Annotated in this window: 13 protein-coding genes and 3 pseudogenes; 10 read left to right on the forward strand and 6 right to left on the reverse strand. The window is 56.7% G+C overall.

Features of this window, described 5'->3' with window-relative positions:
* Window positions 1-78: 78 nt before the first annotated feature.
* The 3 genes from AUC60_RS17765 (at window position 79) to AUC60_RS27675 (ending at window position 2,819) form a co-directional block, all read left to right on the forward strand.
* Window positions 79-2,133 carry a hybrid sensor histidine kinase/response regulator gene (locus tag AUC60_RS17765; protein ID WP_087270321.1) on the forward strand — a complete coding sequence of 685 codons (2,055 nt, stop codon included), beginning with the start codon at window positions 79-81 and terminating at the stop codon, window positions 2,131-2,133.
* Window positions 2,134-2,159: 26 nt separating this feature from the next.
* Complete coding sequence (locus AUC60_RS17770) at window positions 2,160-2,597, forward strand: YqaA family protein (protein WP_087270324.1); 438 nt, start codon at window positions 2,160-2,162, stop codon at window positions 2,595-2,597.
* Window positions 2,598-2,687: 90 nt separating this feature from the next.
* Window positions 2,688-2,819, forward strand: coding sequence for a YHYH domain-containing protein (locus AUC60_RS27675; RefSeq protein WP_122395202.1), 132 nt, complete (start codon window positions 2,688-2,690; stop codon window positions 2,817-2,819).
* A 133-nt stretch (window positions 2,820-2,952) separates the two neighbouring features.
* Here AUC60_RS27675 and AUC60_RS17775 read toward each other — a convergent pair whose 3' ends face one another.
* Both AUC60_RS17775 and AUC60_RS17780 read right to left on the reverse strand, forming a co-directional pair.
* A complete protein-coding gene (locus tag AUC60_RS17775) occupies window positions 2,953-3,804 on the reverse strand; it encodes a CAP domain-containing protein (RefSeq protein WP_087270327.1) in 852 nt (283 codons plus the stop codon).
* 125 nt (window positions 3,805-3,929) lie between these two features.
* The gene (locus AUC60_RS17780) at window positions 3,930-4,337 is read right to left on the reverse strand and encodes an SRPBCC family protein (RefSeq protein WP_087270330.1); all 408 of its coding nucleotides are present in this window, start codon (window positions 4,335-4,337) and stop codon (window positions 3,930-3,932) included.
* 248 nt (window positions 4,338-4,585) lie between these two features.
* Here AUC60_RS17780 and AUC60_RS17785 point away from each other — a divergent pair, with 248 nt between their 5' ends.
* Entirely contained in the window at window positions 4,586-5,476 is an 891-nt protein-coding gene (locus AUC60_RS17785; RefSeq protein ID WP_087270332.1) for a serine hydrolase domain-containing protein, read from the forward strand.
* 134 nt (window positions 5,477-5,610) lie between these two features.
* Here AUC60_RS17785 and AUC60_RS17790 read toward each other — a convergent pair whose 3' ends face one another.
* Both AUC60_RS17790 and AUC60_RS28160 read right to left on the reverse strand, forming a co-directional pair.
* On the reverse strand, window positions 5,611-6,357 hold the full coding sequence (locus tag AUC60_RS17790) for an NUDIX hydrolase (RefSeq protein WP_087270335.1): 747 nt from the start codon (window positions 6,355-6,357) through the stop codon (window positions 5,611-5,613).
* A 72-nt stretch (window positions 6,358-6,429) separates the two neighbouring features.
* Window positions 6,430-6,616, reverse strand: a pseudogene (locus tag AUC60_RS28160) (sigma 54-interacting transcriptional regulator); the annotation flags it as partial.
* Window positions 6,617-6,630: 14 nt separating this feature from the next.
* On the opposite strand from AUC60_RS28160, the pseudogene AUC60_RS28585 reads away from it, so the two are divergent.
* Window positions 6,631-6,786: pseudogene (locus tag AUC60_RS28585) on the forward strand (hypothetical protein); the annotation flags it as partial.
* Here AUC60_RS28585 and AUC60_RS28685 read toward each other — a convergent pair.
* Window positions 6,767-8,407 (reverse strand): methyl-accepting chemotaxis protein, encoded by a 1,641-nt coding sequence (locus tag AUC60_RS28685; protein WP_087270338.1) that lies wholly within the window; start codon window positions 8,405-8,407, stop codon window positions 6,767-6,769. The pseudogene AUC60_RS28585 and the gene AUC60_RS28685 sit on opposite strands and share 20 nt — an antisense overlap.
* Before the next feature lie 326 nt (window positions 8,408-8,733).
* On the opposite strand from AUC60_RS28685, the gene AUC60_RS17800 reads away from it, so the two are divergent.
* Window positions 8,734-10,842: a TonB-dependent siderophore receptor gene (locus AUC60_RS17800; RefSeq protein WP_087270341.1), complete on the forward strand. Its 2,109-nt coding sequence runs from the start codon at window positions 8,734-8,736 to the stop codon at window positions 10,840-10,842.
* Window positions 10,843-10,904: 62 nt separating this feature from the next.
* Here the strand turns inward: AUC60_RS17800 and AUC60_RS17805 are convergent, their stop codons facing one another.
* The gene (locus AUC60_RS17805) at window positions 10,905-11,552 is read right to left on the reverse strand and encodes a YajG family lipoprotein (RefSeq protein ID WP_087270344.1); all 648 of its coding nucleotides are present in this window, start codon (window positions 11,550-11,552) and stop codon (window positions 10,905-10,907) included.
* Between the two features lie 249 nt (window positions 11,553-11,801).
* Here AUC60_RS17805 and AUC60_RS17810 point away from each other — a divergent pair.
* The 4 genes and pseudogenes from AUC60_RS17810 to AUC60_RS17825 form a co-directional block, all read left to right on the forward strand.
* Window positions 11,802-12,113, forward strand: a pseudogene (locus AUC60_RS17810) (GNAT family N-acetyltransferase); the annotation flags it as partial.
* A 156-nt stretch (window positions 12,114-12,269) separates the two neighbouring features.
* Window positions 12,270-12,530: a hypothetical protein gene (locus tag AUC60_RS17815; protein ID WP_087270350.1), complete on the forward strand. Its 261-nt coding sequence runs from the start codon at window positions 12,270-12,272 to the stop codon at window positions 12,528-12,530.
* Window positions 12,531-12,755: 225 nt separating this feature from the next.
* A complete protein-coding gene (locus AUC60_RS17820) occupies window positions 12,756-13,493 on the forward strand; it encodes an SDR family oxidoreductase (protein ID WP_087270353.1) in 738 nt (245 codons plus the stop codon).
* A gap of 140 nt (window positions 13,494-13,633) precedes the next feature.
* Window positions 13,634-14,731, forward strand: coding sequence for an SMP-30/gluconolactonase/LRE family protein (locus tag AUC60_RS17825; protein WP_087270356.1), 1,098 nt, complete (start codon window positions 13,634-13,636; stop codon window positions 14,729-14,731).
* The last annotated feature ends 63 nt before the right edge of the window (window positions 14,732-14,794 follow it).

Consider the following 14,794-nt stretch of genomic DNA (forward strand, 5'->3'; position numbering starts at 1 on the left):
GTAATAGCTCGCCCGCATCGGCACCATTCAGCGCAATCGCCCGCCAGGGCCTCGGTATCACGATAAGCATGGTTGGGCATGAGCAGCGATTTTAAGGACGAAGGGCCGGATAACAGCGGAGCGATTGAGTTTCCGGCAAAAGATGCGGCCGAGCGGTTGCAGCTCGCACTGGATGCCGATGCGATCATCGGCACTTGGGTGTGGCATGTGCAGGACAACCACGTCATTGGCGATGATCGATATGCCGCTACGTTTGGTTTGACTCCACAGGAGGCCGTAGAAGGCTTGCCGCTGGAGAAGGTCACGGCCTCCATCCACCCTGACGACAGGGCGCGCGTGGAAAGCGAAATCGGTCTGACCTTGCTGCGTGGCGGCGTTTTCAAATGCGAATACCGTGTGCTGCATCGCGACGGCACTTATCGCTGGCTGGAGGCCAAAGGCCGGGTCGAGTTTGATCAGGAGGGCAAACCGACGCGCTTTCTCGGCGTGCTTCTGGATATCGAACTGCGTCGCGAAGCTGAAGCTGAACGCGACCGGATTACCGCGCTGTTACGCACGTTTACGGCCGCGGTTCCTGGCGTTGTGTATGCCAAGGACCGCCAGGGGCGCATGCTGGTTGCAAACCGTGGCACCACAGAGCTGATCGGCAAACCTCCCGAGTTTTATATCGGTAAAACCGACCTCGATTATCTTGAGGACAAGGATCAGGCTCGGGTCATCATGGCCACCGATCAGCGGATCATGAATGGTGGCGTGTCTGAGCAAGTAGAAGAACAGGTCAGACTCGCTGACGGCTCAGCAGCGACCTGGTTGTCGGTCAAGGCGCCACTGTTTAGTGACACGGGTGAGGTCATCGGGCTGATCGGCTCGTCCATTGATGTAACGGCCAGGAAAAAGGCCGAAGCAGCGGTACAGGACCTTAACCTGACCCTGGAGCAACGTATCCGCGAAGCTATCATCGAGCGCGAGGTGGCTGAAGAAGCGCTACGTCAGTCGCAGAAAATGGAGGCGGTCGGGCAGCTCACGGGGGGAATCGCACACGACTTCAACAACCTGTTGGCGGGTATTTCCGGCAGCCTGGAATTGATGCAGATGCGCCTGGGTCAGGGGCGCGTTGCCGATGTGGATCGCTATCTGGTTGTGGCTCAGGGGGCGGTACAGCGGGCGGCGGCGCTGACTCACCGGCTGCTGGCGTTCTCGCGCCGTCAGACCCTCGCGCCCATCCCAACCAACGTCAATACGTTGATCATGGGCATGGAAGAGCTGATCCGTCGTACCGTCGGGCCTTCCGTCGACATACAGGTGCGTGCTGACGCAGATCTCTGGACTGCGTTGATTGACCCGGCCCAGCTGGAAAATTCGCTGCTCAACCTCTGTATCAATGCTCGGGATGCCATGCCTCATGGCGGTCGGATTTTGATTGAGACACGTAATGAATGCCTGGATGAAAGCCATGACCTTGATCCCGAAGTGCAGGCGGGCGAGTACCTGAGCATTCGTGTCACTGATAGCGGCTGTGGCATGACCGCCGAAGTGGCGGCCAAAGCCTTCGAACCATTTTTTACGACCAAGCCGGTGGGCGAGGGTACCGGGCTTGGGCTGTCGATGATCTATGGCTTCGCCCGGCAGTCCGGCGGCCAGATAAGGATTCGCTCAGAGGTTGATCAGGGCACGACGGTTTGCCTGCAATTGCCACGTCATGCGCGGGAAATAGATCCTCCGGAGTTTCCACTACCCGTCAGCAATGCAGTTTTGACGGGGCAGGGTGAGACGGTTCTGGTGGTCGATGACGAGTCATCGGTCCGCATGCTGGTGACTGAGGTGCTGAGCAGTCTTGGCTATGTGGCCATCGAAGCCGCTGACAGTCAGGCCGGGTTGCGCATTCTGCAATCGGACGTGCGAATCGATCTGTTGGTGACGGATGTCGGATTACCTGGTGGCATCAATGGCCGGCAAATGGCCGATGCCGGGCGGCAATGCCGACCGGGCCTGCCGGTATTGTTCATCACGGGCTACGCGGAAACCACGGTGCTCGACAAATGCCACCTTGAGCCGCTGACCGAAGTGCTCACCAAACCCTTCGCGCTCGAGGCACTGGCGTCCAGGATCAAGGAATTGATCAGGGCTTTGTGATGATCCTTTGAACGGGCTGTGTTTGAGTGTTTGAAATTTCCAGCTACCTCGGGTTATTCCTCGCTGCATTCGGTGCGGCGACGCTATTGCCGATGCAATCCGAAGCAGTGCTGGTGGGCATGCTGCTTTCCGGGCATTACACAGCGACAGCGCTGCTGCTGGTCGCGACCTTTGGCAACGTGCTTGGGTCATTGCTGAACTGGTTATTGGGCCGCTCGGTGGAGCGGTTTCGCCATAAGCGCTGGTTCCCGGTCAGCGAAACCAGCCTGGAAAAAGCCCAACGCTTCTATATGCGATACGGACGCTGGTCGTTGCTGTTGAGCTGGGTGCCGATCATTGGCGATCCACTGACGATGGTGGCAGGAGTAATGCGCGAACCGCTGTGGAGTTTTCTGTTGATCGTCACATTTGCCAAAGGTATGCGGTATTTGCTGATCACAGCAGCAACGCTGGGCTGGGCATGAATTAACGGTGGGCTATGATTGGTGATATCAATGAGCCATACTTTGCGCCTATTCATCCCATTCCCGCTGTTTTAGCTCCGAGAACTGTCTATGAAGCTGCTTGCCGTCGTGATCGTCGCGTTCCTGTCCATGGCCTCAGTCACCGCGCTGGCTCACAGCGGTGGTACCGATTCCAAGGGTTGCCATCGCAACCACAAGACTGGCGATTATCACTGTCACTGAGTGACGATTCCTGAAGGAGCGCACGAGCACCGCGAGGCGGCGATAGCGGTGTATCAGGCAGACCGTAATCGCTCGCGGTGCTCGTAAGCTCCTACAAGGCAGATTGATGAAAGCAGCCTGGCCACAGACCCCGTCACTGCGCGCCAAACACGCCCGTCCAGTAGATGCCCGCATCACTCTTGGGGTCCACTGCATACGCTGCGCCCAGTTCTTTGAAAGCCGGATTCATCAGATTGGCGCAGTGACCGGGGCTTGCCAGCCAGCCCTCGACAACCTTGGCGACGCTGCCTTGTCCGGCTGCGATGTTTTCGCCGATTTGCTGGCCTGAATAACCGGCCAGCTCCGCTCGATCACCTGGCATACGGCCGTCGCGATCCATGTGGTCGAAGAAATTATTGTTGGCCATGCCCCGGCTGTGGTTTTCAGCTGCCGACGCCAGTGCCGGGTTCCAGGTCAATGGCGTGGTCGCGGCCACGGCCTGAGCCCCGCATTGTCGAGCCTTGGCTCGCGCGGCGTTGATCAGCGCAAGCAGCTTTTGACCCTCGGCCTGCCAGTCTCCCAGACGCGCAGTCAGCAGTGGCCGAGCCAGTACGATGCGCCAGTCACGGCCTTCGCGGCTGACACCGATGTCGACAAACTGTGGGTCTAGCACCACCCGACAGAAGCTTTCCTGAATAGTATTCATGGCTGACTGCGCATCCCGAGGACCAGACAGGCTGATCGCCTGCACATTGACCATCGGGTAAGTGGCGCGCGCCATGGCCTGCTGCAGATCCACCGGGCTGGTCGCAGAAAGCACCAGACGAGTGTCCACAGTGAGAGGTGGCAACTCTTGTGAAACCTGATCGCCGCAACGCTGTGACTGGTTGCGGAAATTGTTGATGGAATCGACCAGTTGAGACTCTTCCGACGCCACAGCGGTGGCGGTAAATACCAAACCCAGTGACAAGGTGGCAAAACGCAAAAAAGATAAAGTAACGCGCATTAATGTCTCCTTGAACTGACCGCGCCCATGATGCGCGATTTTGCGCTGTGCTGCGAAATGCCATTTAGTGAAGCAATATTGAGGGTAACGAGCGCTGTCAGTTCAGTTCCGCAGGCCTCCCGTGGTCAGAAATTGGCTTGCAGAGCGCCCAGACCACCTTCGTAGACCTCTTGAAACAGTGCTTCGGCTTCTGCGTCGGAGATTCCGTCGGGGGTGAAACTGCCGGACCAGGTAACGATTGTCTCCTGATCGCCCGCGGCAGCCACCACTAAGGTCGCGAGATAGTTCGTCACCGGGAACGGACCCTCCACGATCGAGTAGCTGTAAGTGCGGTTGGCTTCGTCGAAGGTTTGCAGCTTTTCGACGATCACTGCGCCGTCAGCGGTGGTCAGCGTACGAACACGTCCGCCTTCAGACGATTCGCTGCTGACAATGAACGGCAGCCAGTCCGGCAGGGACAGAAAACCACCCACCAATTGCCAGACCTGGTCGGCGGATGCGGGTACACGAATGTTTGCAGAGGCTGTTGCCATGGTCTGTGCTCCTGAGTAAATGAGGGGGATAGTAAACGCAATTGCGTTGCGACTGACACCGTTGCGGTGATCTGTAATCCCGCAGTACCAGCTTTAGCCAGGAGGAGGCTGGTACATACGCCGCATTTTTATCGTCAGACATATCGCTCTCCCGGCTAAAGCCAGCCCTACCGGGGGATTTAGGAGTGCCTGCTTTTCATGGCGTTACCGGGTAGCATTCAGTGACTTCTTCGAGAAAAATTGAACATATGTCGTTTTCCCTCATCACCAACGGCTGCCCAGCTGTAACCGAACCGCCTGATGCACTTGAAACATTAGTCCCGTGGTGGAGCTTCACCAAGACGGTCCTCGCCGCAACAGCGCTGACGCTGGTTCGCGATGGCCTCGTCGGGCTGGATGATCAGGTGGCTGAAGGACCGTTTACCCTGCGCCAATTACTGCGTCATCAGGCTGGGCTCGCAGACTACAGCGAGTTGCCCGAGTACCACACCGCAGTGGCCAGCGGCGAGCGTGCCTGGCCTGCGGATGAAATGCTGCAGCGCCTGGACGCCAGTCGATTGCGTTACACGCCCGGCGAAGGCTGGCGTTATTCGAATGTCGGTTATCTGTTCGTGGCCCGCTTGATCGAGCGGCTGACGGGGCTTTCGCTCGAAGAGGCACTCGCTCAGCGCGTGTTGTCTGCGTTGGGAGTTACGCGGGCGCGTTCGGCGAACGCTGGTGAAGACATGCAGGCTGCGTGTCAGGGCATTGCCGCTGGCTACGACCCCGGCTGGGTTTATCACCGTTTGTTGATTGGGCCATTGGCAGAAGCGGCGCTGCTTCTGGATCGTTTGCTGGCGGGCGACCTGTTGCCTCGATGGTTATTAGACGAAATGCAGGCTGCGCTTGTCCTTGGTGGCCCGCTACCCGGGCGCCCATGGCTGACTCCGGGTTACGGCCTGGGCCTGATGCAAGGCGGCGTAGCGGGAGGCCTGACATTGAGCGGCCACAGCGGCGTAGGGCCGGTGAGTGTTATCGCGGTTTATCGCTGCACTCACGGCGGGACTGCCGTGACCTGCGCTGTTTTTCACGAAGGCCCGGATGAAGCCTTGGTCGAAGCCGAGTTAGTGCAGCGCATCACGTCAGCGCTAGCATCCTGACGCCTAACCGTTCACTTACACTCCGTAAGAGCGGCTTCAGCCGCGAAGGCGCCGGGACATTCGCTAAATCTGTCTCGTCAGCAATACCGCACTCCCGGTTAAAGCCGGTCGTGCGAATGCGCGGCGCTGCAGTTTTAAAGCTTCGCTTCTACCGCCATGAAGATTTCCTGCTTTTTGAAGCGGCCGCTGTTGTTCTGGAACTCAGCGATTGTCAGGCCATTGCTCTCAGCGATCTGGCTGACGATTTCTCGATTGGTCAGGCCGTTCTTCTCGTCTGCCAGGTAGCTTTCAATGGGTATCCATTTGGCCTCGGCGATCTCGTCAGTATCGATGACGTCGATGGCTTGAGTCAGCGGCTTGAGGCGGCAGATAAAGTGGATATTGGATTTGCCGAATTCATAAGGGTGCCGGGTGGTGAAGCCAAGAATGGCCTCGAAGCTGACCTCGATACCGGTCTCCTCCAGAACCTCGCGAACGATCGAGTCCTGAATCCGCTCGCCCGGATCCACGTGGCCGCCGGGCAGGTTAAAGCCCGTAAAGCCTTGATCCCTGACCACCAGAATTTCGTTGTTCTGATTGATCACGATTGCCCCGGCCCCGACGATATGCGTCGGAATAAACGGCACGTACGTCGATTCCTGCGGCTTTCTAACCAGCGTGAGGCTTTCGGGCAGGCAGCTGTGAAAGATAAAACCGTGTGCCACGAACTGCTCGATACTGCTGGTTCGGGAGATGGGCAGGGTGATCCAGGCCAGGCCCTTCTTTTCGGTTTCCATGAAAAGCAGAAAGCCCTTGATGGCGGCGTCAAGATCGGCTTTTTCAAAAGAAAAAGACGTCGGATCGATGATCACGCCGTTGTAATCGTTCAGCTTGTACTTCATTGAAAATCCTGGATGGCGTAGGTCAGTGCGGTGAGTTTAATCCTGTCCATTGATTTGCTTCCACTCAATGCCTGAGCGCAGCAAAGCTCCGCGGGCAGTCAATGCGCTGGTAAACGCCCCTTTTATAGGGCCGAACAGGGTCGACTTCGACAAAGGGTTTTTCGGTCTGATGTCGGCTGTGCTTGAGTTCGTAGATGCGTCAGGCCGGAAAAGATTTGCCCGCACCGGTCGGGCCGATCAGTAGCGTCGGTGCCTTGGAGTACGTTACCGTGACCGATGGCGATGGCCGGTGGAGGGAGCTTCACAACACCCTCAACGACGGAGCAGTTGCAGAGCAACATTGCCGTCATTGAGCGCCTGCCGGTTTCAGCAGCGCGGCTGGCCAAGGCCGCGCTGCCCGATTCACGGTTTATAAGCGGAAGCGGCTGACCAGATTATTGAACGACAGCGCCAGATTCGACAGCTCTTGAGTGGAGGCGCTGGTCTGGTTTGCGCCTGCGGCGGTCTGGGTCGACAGGTCTTGGATATTGACCAGGTTACGGTCGACTTCACGTGCCACGTTGGCTTGCTCTTCTGAGGCGCTGGCAATAACCATGTTGCGCTCGTTGATTTGCGAAATGCCTTCAGCGATTTGTTCCAGTGCTTCACCGGTAGCCTGAGCCAGGCTTTGGGTGTCCGTCACCAGAGACTGGCTTTTACCCATGGCACGAACGGCCTGGTCAGCGCTGGTTTGCACCGAGTTGATCATGCCTTCGATTTCCCCGGTCGACGCCTGGGTGCGGGCCGCCAAGGCGCGAACTTCGTCCGCTACCACCGCAAAACCGCGACCTTGTTCGCCTGCACGGGCGGCTTCAATCGCCGCGTTGAGGGCCAACAGGTTGGTCTGCTCGGCAATTCCGCGAATCACATCCAGCACCTTGCCTATATCACGGACTTGTACCGCCAGGTCTTCGACCATCGTGGTCGAGGCCGCGATTTCAGTCGTGGCATTGTTGATGGCGGACACTGCATTTCGGGCTTTGTCGCGACCGTTGGTGGCTTGCTGGCTGGTCGATCTGGATGCTTCGGAGGTAGACACTGCGTTACGCGCAACTTCTTCAACCGCCGAGGTCATCTCGGTAACAGCGGTGGCCGCTTGCTGGATCTCGTCGTTCTGGCGCACCAGGCCACGGCTGCTGTTATCGGTGACGGTGGTCAACTCTTCGGCTGCCGAGGCCAATTGATCGGAGGCGCTGGCGATTTGCTGGATGGTGCCTTTCAGACTGGTTTGCATATCGCTCAACGCGCTCAGCAACTGGCCACCCTCATCACGCCCGGTGCTGGCGATGTTCTGAGTCAGGTCTCCATTGGCAATGCGCTGAGCACTGGTCACCGCTGTTGCGATGGGGCGACTGATCAGGCGACTGATGAATAGGCCAAGAGCAAAGGCGGCAATGAACGCCAGCGTAATGCCGGTGTAAAGCGCAGTCTTTGCCGAAGACTCCATCGCGTCGGCGTCCGCTGCACCCTCGCCGATCTGACGATTGTTGGATTCAACCATGAGAGTCAGTTCGTCCATGACAATCCGGTAATTTTTTTGCAGATCACCGAGCAGCAAGGCGCGACCGCCCTCAAGATCACCGGCTTTCATGAGCGCTACGAATTTTTGCACCAACTCCTGATAAACCGGCCAGTCCTTATCCATTTTGTCGCCAGCGAGACGTTCGTCATCGGCCAGGGGGGTCTTGCGATAAGTCGAATAGGCCAGTTCGCTCGCCAGCTGATTAGCCTTCATGGACGCCAGAAGTTCATCTTTTTCGTTCTGCGGCGCATTGGCGCTGGTGGCGACGTACAGGCGGTACATGTCACGTGTTTGTTCCACAGCTTTGGCTTTCGCCTCTGCAGTTTTAGCCACCGACACCAGGTTGTTGCTGAATACCAGTTTCAGACTATCGGAGAGCTGAGAAACACCCCGGCTGCCAAGCACACCAACACCCAGGGTGATAAATGCGCAAAGCCCGAAGGCGGTAATCAGTTTGGTCGACAGTTTCGCATCATGAAGCCAGCTCATCGGCATGTCCTGCAGAGATTGTTCGAAGAACGTTGGGAGATGACCCGCTCTGCCTTTAATAAGAGAGTAGGTGCCGTAAGCCTATCGGCAAAACTGTTCTGTCCTTAAGGGCGGATTCATATAGCGAAGGTTTTTTCGGCTGGACGGGCAAGAGGCATACTCAACCACAATTCGTACATTTTCCCGGCTTTCTCATAAGCCAGACCGCTGGCACCTGCGACGATCCGTCCGTTGTGGCAACAGGCAAAGGCCTACACATTTGGAAACGGTTCGTAGATAATAACAATTCCCATTAGTGCCCGGAATTGTCCTCTGTGTTCATCCCTATGCGTCGCGCCTATTGCGTTTCCCTGGCTTTCGGCTGTGTGTTGCTGCCTGCCTTCTCTCACGCTGAAGACACCGTTACCGAGCTGCCTGCCACCGACATTCAGGCCGCTGGTGATATCGAAAGCAGCCCGTATGTTCGCTCCACCAGCAGTACCGCAAGCAAGTCAGAAGTGCCGATCAGGGATGAAGCACAGTCAGTCAACGTGGTAACCCAGCAGACTCTGGATGATTTTCAGGTCAAGTCGCTGGACGATGCGATGAAGTTCGTCAGCGGTGTTTCGCAATCCAACACGCTGGGCAATACCAAGGACGCGTTGATCAAGCGCGGTTTCGGCACCAACGACGACGGAGCCATTCTGCGCGACGGCATCCGTTCGGTAGTAGGGCACAACCTGGGGGCCACCACCGACCACGTGGAAGTCCTCAAAGGTCCCGCGTCGCTGCTGTATGGCGCAATCGAACCGGGTGGCCTGATCAACGTTGTCAGCAAGCAGCCTGAATACACCCGCAGCACGACCATCACCGGTTCCGGCTACAGCGAAGGCGGCGGTACGTTCAGCGTCGACACCACCGGGCCTGTCGAAGGTACCGGGCTTGCCTATCGTCTGGTTGCCGAGCGCGGCCACGAAGATTACTGGCGCAATTACGGGGTCAATGAGCACACGCTGGTGGCTCCTTCCCTGAGCTGGACCGGCGAACGCGCCAAGCTGACGCTGGCTTATGAGTACAACGACTATTCCAGCCCGTTCGACCGCGGTACGGTCTTCGCCAATGGCAAACCGGCTGCTGCGAGCTACAAGGATCGTCTGGATGAGCGCTGGGCCAAGACCGTCGGCATCAGCGAAACCGCTACCGCGAAGTTTGAGTATCAGCTCAATGATGACTGGAAGACGCGGGTGACGTATGGCTGGAACAATGATCGCTATAGTCTGGCGATTGCCCAGCCTGTGACGTTGACTGGCAGCAACTTGCGACGTGCCGCGAATGGCGGACATTACGATTATGAAACACGCTACACCAGCCTCGACTTTATCGGCGAGCAGCAATTGTTTGGCCAGCGTCACGACATTCTGGTCGGCGTGGACAATGAGGCGCTCGACAAATACCGGGGCAAAACTTATCGAAATGCGAACATTGCCAGTGGCGCAATCAATATCACTGATCCGCAGTACGGTCGGCTGGCTGAACCCAGCACTGTCAGTCCGACACAAAGCGATGCTCGCAATGAGCTGACTTCAACCTCTGTTTACTTCAAGGACAACTGGCATTTGAATGACCAGTGGATTCTGGTTTTTGGTGGACGTCAGCAGCATTACGATCAGTACGGTGATCAGGGGGTGGGCAGCAGCTTTCAAGTCAACCGCGACGACAATGGTGACACTTTCGTTCCATTCGCCGGGCTTGTTTATCAACCGACTGAAGCTCTGTCACTGTACGGCAACTACAGCCGGTCGTTTGTACCTAACGACACCGTCGATGATCAGGGTAATACCTTTGATCCTGAGAAGGGGCGCAGCTATGAGTTAGGCGCCAAATACAACCCTTCGGAGCGTCTGAACGTTAATGTGGCGGTGTTCGACATCGTCAAGAAAAACGTGGTCACAACAACCACCGTCAATGGCGTATCCGTGGCGGAACTGGCAGGTAAAGTAGGCTCAAGAGGCCTGGAGCTTGATGTCACTGGAAAGCTGGCTGAGCGTTGGGATCTGATCGGTACATACGCTTACACTCATACCGAAATTCTCGACGACCCGACCAACGAAGGCAAACGTCTGAACAATGCCCCGATGCATACTGCGAGCCTGTATCTCACTCACCACCTTGCATTTCCTGAACAAACGGGCCAATGGCATGCCGGTGGCGGCGCCCGTTATGTGGGTGAGCGCCCGGGGGATAACGCGAACAGCTTCTGGATGGATAGCTATACCGTTGCCGATGCTTTCCTGCGTTGGGATCTTCCAACCAAGGATTATAAGACCCGCTTACAGCTGAACGTTGATAACCTGTTTGACAAAGAGTACTACCCGTCCAACACAGGTACCGGCCAATTGCAGGTAAACGTAGGTGAGCCACGCACTGCGCGTCTGACCGCCAGCGTAACGTTCTAACTATGCTTGACGCTGGGAACTGTCGGTATTGCGCGCGACAGTTCCCGGATCTCCTTGACGTTTTACTTCTTGCAGGAGCCTTTGGCACACAGCTCTTTGACCGTCGCCTCAGTGATCGCCTGCAGACCTTCCTCGGTGATGACCTTCCAGTCGCTTTCCACGACCAGTTGCATGGATTCGCGCTTGTCAGTGATGAGACTGATTGGGGAGGGTTGACCTGTGGAGGTGATATTCAGGCGCGCTTTGTTGTTGACGGCAATTGAAAACGCACCGGGCGAAAACCACGACCAGAACTCTGTGATATGCACGGTCACAGCCTGGGTCTCACCGTTCTTTTCTGCAGCCTCGACCACCTGATAACCGGCCTTTCGATAACCTTCAGCGACGCTTTTGGCGATGAGTTGGGAAACGCTTTTGCCTTCGGGAAGCAATACGTCACCCATGGCCATGCCGTAGCTGTTGCGCTTCCTGCCGATGGCGCGCTCGGTGATTTTTTTGTCGGAAATTTCTTCAGCGTGTTTCAGGGAAGGCGTGTCTGCCTGCTTCGGTGCAGTTTCAAAACGACGCTCGTCGAGCGCGGTAATTATCACCTTCTGGCCTGTGCCATTTGCACTTTGTGGCGTCTGTACATGTACGACAGAGCGGCTGCTGACACAGCCGAAAAGTACGGTTGAAAGCATTAGAAGGGCGGCGATTTTCAGGTGTTTCATGACGGCTCCAGTCATTGTTTCTGTCCATTACTCGTGTGCGTACTGCCACTTCGGGTGGCTTTGCGGTGATGTCATTGTGCCTTTTTTGGCGCCGGCATCATGGCGATTCCCTTCCTGCAACACAAGTGCAACTTTTTTCGATCCGGATTTCTGCTAGCTTCGTCGGTCGACATCCATGGCTGATGAGCGCTATCAATGTTCACTATTCGCATCATGACGATGGACGACTACGACGCAGTCATTGCCCTGATGAGCAGCACGCCCGGCGTTTCTGTCCGGGACGCAGATTCTCGCGAGTCGACTGCCAGGTATCTGCAACGCAATCCCGGAATGAGCTTCGTAGCTGAGGCAGATTCCGGACTTGTTGGTTGTGTGATGTGTGGTCACGATGGTCGACGAGGTTATTTGCAGCATTTGCTGGTACTGGATAAGTATCGGCGGCAGGGCATTGCCAATGAGTTGGTGGAGCGCTGCCTTTCCAGTCTCGAACGTGAAGGCATTTTCAAGTGCCACATCGATGTCTTTAAAACCAACCACGCGGCTGCTGATTATTGGCGCAAGCAAGGCTGGCAATTAAGGACAGACATTGACCGGTACTCTTTCGTCCGGACCGGTAATGCCAACGCATGATGAATGAAGGGACATTGTGCTTGTATGGAACCAACGCTCTAGCTCGCGGTTCGAAGCAGTACATTCTCAATCAGGGACATTCACCCCATGCTTAAAACTCTTGCCTACAGTCTGATGCTGGCGTCTACGATTGGCCTGGCCGCTTGTGATCCGAAATCCGAGAACAAGGCGCAGGAAGCTCAGCAACACGCCGAAAACGCGAATGACAAAGCAGCTGAAGCGGCCAAAGAGAATGCCAAGGCTGCAGAGGCGCAGGCCGAGTCCAAAGAAGCCAAGGCCGAAGAAGATAAAACCTTCGTGCCAACTACTCAGGTTCCAGAGTCACTGAAGACACCTGAGAAAAACTGAGGAGCATGGTGTCAGCGTCATTCGACCCTGACACCATGCGTAGTGCGACAAAGAGAAGGCCGGTAGGACCGGCTTTAGCCGGTCCTACAGTTATTCTTCTCCGCAAACCCCACCGCAGAATCAGGCAATCACTCCGAAGGATCGGTCTAATTGCTCCCGCGTTATCGCCTTACTCTGAATGCGTATCGAGCTACCCGGCTCATCACTCAGATAAGGACAACAATCATGTCGAACATCAAAAACAAAGTGGTTGTAATCACCGGCGCCAGTAGCGGTATCGGTGAAGCGACGGCCAGGCTGTTGGCAGAGAAGGGCGCACACGTTGTGCTCGGCGCGCGGCGTACTGAACGGTTGGCGGAGCTCTGCAAGGAGCTGATTGCCGCCGGTGGGAGCGCGCAGTATCAGGCAGTGGACGTGACGGACCGCGCCAATGTGCAAGCCTTCGTCGATTACGCCGTCAACCAGTTCGGGCGTGTCGATGTGATCATCAATAATGCGGGCGTCATGCCGCTGTCCAGGCTGGATGCGTTGAAGGTGGCCGAATGGGACCAGATGATCGACGTCAATATTCGCGGCGTGCTGCACGGTATCGCGGCCGGTTTGCCGTTGATGCAGAAACAGCAATCCGGACAGTTCATCAACATTGCTTCGATTGGTGCTTATGCGGTGAGTCCGACTGCGGCGGTCTACTGCGCGACCAAGTACGCCGTACGGGCGATTTCCGAAGGCCTGCGTCAGGAGACCGGTGCCGACATTCGCGTCACCGTGATTTCCCCAGGCGTCACCGAGTCTGAACTGGCGGACAGTATTTCTGATGAAAGCGGGCGCGCCGAGATGCGCGAGTTTCGCAAAATCGCGATTCCGGCATTGGCCATTGCTCGGGCAATTGCCTACGCCGTTGAACAGCCAGCAGATGTCGACGTCAGCGAACTGATCGTTCGTCCGACCGCCAGCCCCTATTGATTTATCCGGTACCAGTATCGATTGCGAGGGTTTGCCAGCAGGCTAATATCTGGCAAACCCTTGTGCTTAACACTTGTACGATGACTTAAGCCGATGTACAACGAGCATCCCGTCCAACAATAAAACCACGGAGATGCACGATGGATTCATCGCAACGGGACACCACCGCCGACCACGGCCGCAGAGCATTCCTGAAAACCTCGCTGGCCGTATCCGCCGGGGTTGCTGCACTGGGTAGCGCTGCGCTGCCTCGACTTGCCAGCGCCGAGCCGTTGAGCCAGCGTTATCCGGATCCGCTGATCAACATCCTCGATGACAGCTTCATGGAGCTGCGCATCTTCAACGCCAGCGTTGAACGCCTGGCTACCGGTTTGCGCTGGGTTGAAGGGCCGGTCTGGATCGGTGACGGTCGCTACTTGCTGTTCAGCGACATTCCCAACAACCGCATCATGCGCTGGGACGAAGTCACTGGTGGCTTGTCGGTGTACCGCGACAACTCCAACTTTTCCAACGGCATGTGCCGCGACCGTCAGGGCCGCTTACTGGTCTGTGAGGGCTCGACGACGAGCAAGGAAGGTCGCCGCGTGACGCGTACCGAGTACAACGGCAGCATTACCGTGCTGGCAGATAACTACGAGGGCAAACCTTTCAATTCGCCTAACGACATCGTCTGCAAGCGTGACGGTTCGATATGGTTCACCGATCCACCGTTCCAGACCGGCAACAACTACGAAGGGCACAAAGTCACTCCGGAGTTGCCGCATGCGGTGTATCGCATCGATGGGACGAGCGGCAAAGTCAGCCGGGTGATTGACGATCTGGCTGGGCCTAACGGTCTATGTTTTTCACCAGACGAAAAAACCCTTTACGTGGTTGAAGGTCGAGCCAAACCCAATCGGATTATCTGGGCGATTGCCGTCAATGAAGACGGCACGCTGGGCCTTCGTCGCAAGCACATTGAAGGGTTGGAGTTCGCCGGCATCGACGGCATCAAGTGTGATGAAAGTGGCAACTTGTGGTGTGGCTGGGGCAGCAACAGTGATCCCAAGGCTGATCCGGAAAAGCTCGACGGCGTTCGAGTGTTCAATCCGGATGGCAAAGCCATCGGTCACATTTCCTTGCCGGAGCGTTGCCCGAACCTGTGCTTCGGTGGGCGTGAAGGCAACCGGCTGTTCATGGCGGGCAGCCACTCGGTTTATTCGCTGTTCGTGAACACGCGGGGTGCGACGTTCGTTTGATGGGGTAAAAACTACCGCAGTTTCTCGTGACGATATTGATCTGTAGGAGCTGCCGAAGGCTGC

Origin of the sequence: Pseudomonas caspiana, from assembly GCF_002158995.1 — a bacterium.
GTDB classification, from domain to species: Bacteria; Pseudomonadota; Gammaproteobacteria; order Pseudomonadales; family Pseudomonadaceae; genus Aquipseudomonas; species Aquipseudomonas caspiana.

What these genes read in the sequence shown, in the direction of transcription:
- AUC60_RS17765 (WP_087270321.1), top strand. Translation starts at nt 79, where the DNA reads ATGAGCAGCGATTTTAAGGACGAAGGGCCGGATAACAGCGGAGCGATT.
- AUC60_RS27675 (WP_122395202.1), top strand. Translation starts at nt 2,688, where the DNA reads ATGAAGCTGCTTGCCGTCGTGATCGTCGCGTTCCTGTCCATGGCCTCA.
- AUC60_RS17775 (WP_087270327.1), bottom strand. Translation starts at nt 3,804, where the DNA reads ATGCGCGTTACTTTATCTTTTTTGCGTTTTGCCACCTTGTCACTGGGT.
- AUC60_RS17780 (WP_087270330.1), bottom strand. Translation starts at nt 4,337, where the DNA reads ATGGCAACAGCCTCTGCAAACATTCGTGTACCCGCATCCGCCGACCAG.
- AUC60_RS17785 (WP_087270332.1), top strand. Translation starts at nt 4,586, where the DNA reads ATGTCGTTTTCCCTCATCACCAACGGCTGCCCAGCTGTAACCGAACCG.
- AUC60_RS17790 (WP_087270335.1), bottom strand. Translation starts at nt 6,357, where the DNA reads ATGAAGTACAAGCTGAACGATTACAACGGCGTGATCATCGATCCGACG.
- AUC60_RS28685 (WP_087270338.1), bottom strand. Translation starts at nt 8,407, where the DNA reads ATGAGCTGGCTTCATGATGCGAAACTGTCGACCAAACTGATTACCGCC.
- AUC60_RS17800 (WP_087270341.1), top strand. Translation starts at nt 8,734, where the DNA reads ATGCGTCGCGCCTATTGCGTTTCCCTGGCTTTCGGCTGTGTGTTGCTG.
- AUC60_RS17805 (WP_087270344.1), bottom strand. Translation starts at nt 11,552, where the DNA reads ATGAAACACCTGAAAATCGCCGCCCTTCTAATGCTTTCAACCGTACTT.
- AUC60_RS17815 (WP_087270350.1), top strand. Translation starts at nt 12,270, where the DNA reads ATGCTTAAAACTCTTGCCTACAGTCTGATGCTGGCGTCTACGATTGGC.
- AUC60_RS17820 (WP_087270353.1), top strand. Translation starts at nt 12,756, where the DNA reads ATGTCGAACATCAAAAACAAAGTGGTTGTAATCACCGGCGCCAGTAGC.
- AUC60_RS17825 (WP_087270356.1), top strand. Translation starts at nt 13,634, where the DNA reads ATGGATTCATCGCAACGGGACACCACCGCCGACCACGGCCGCAGAGCA.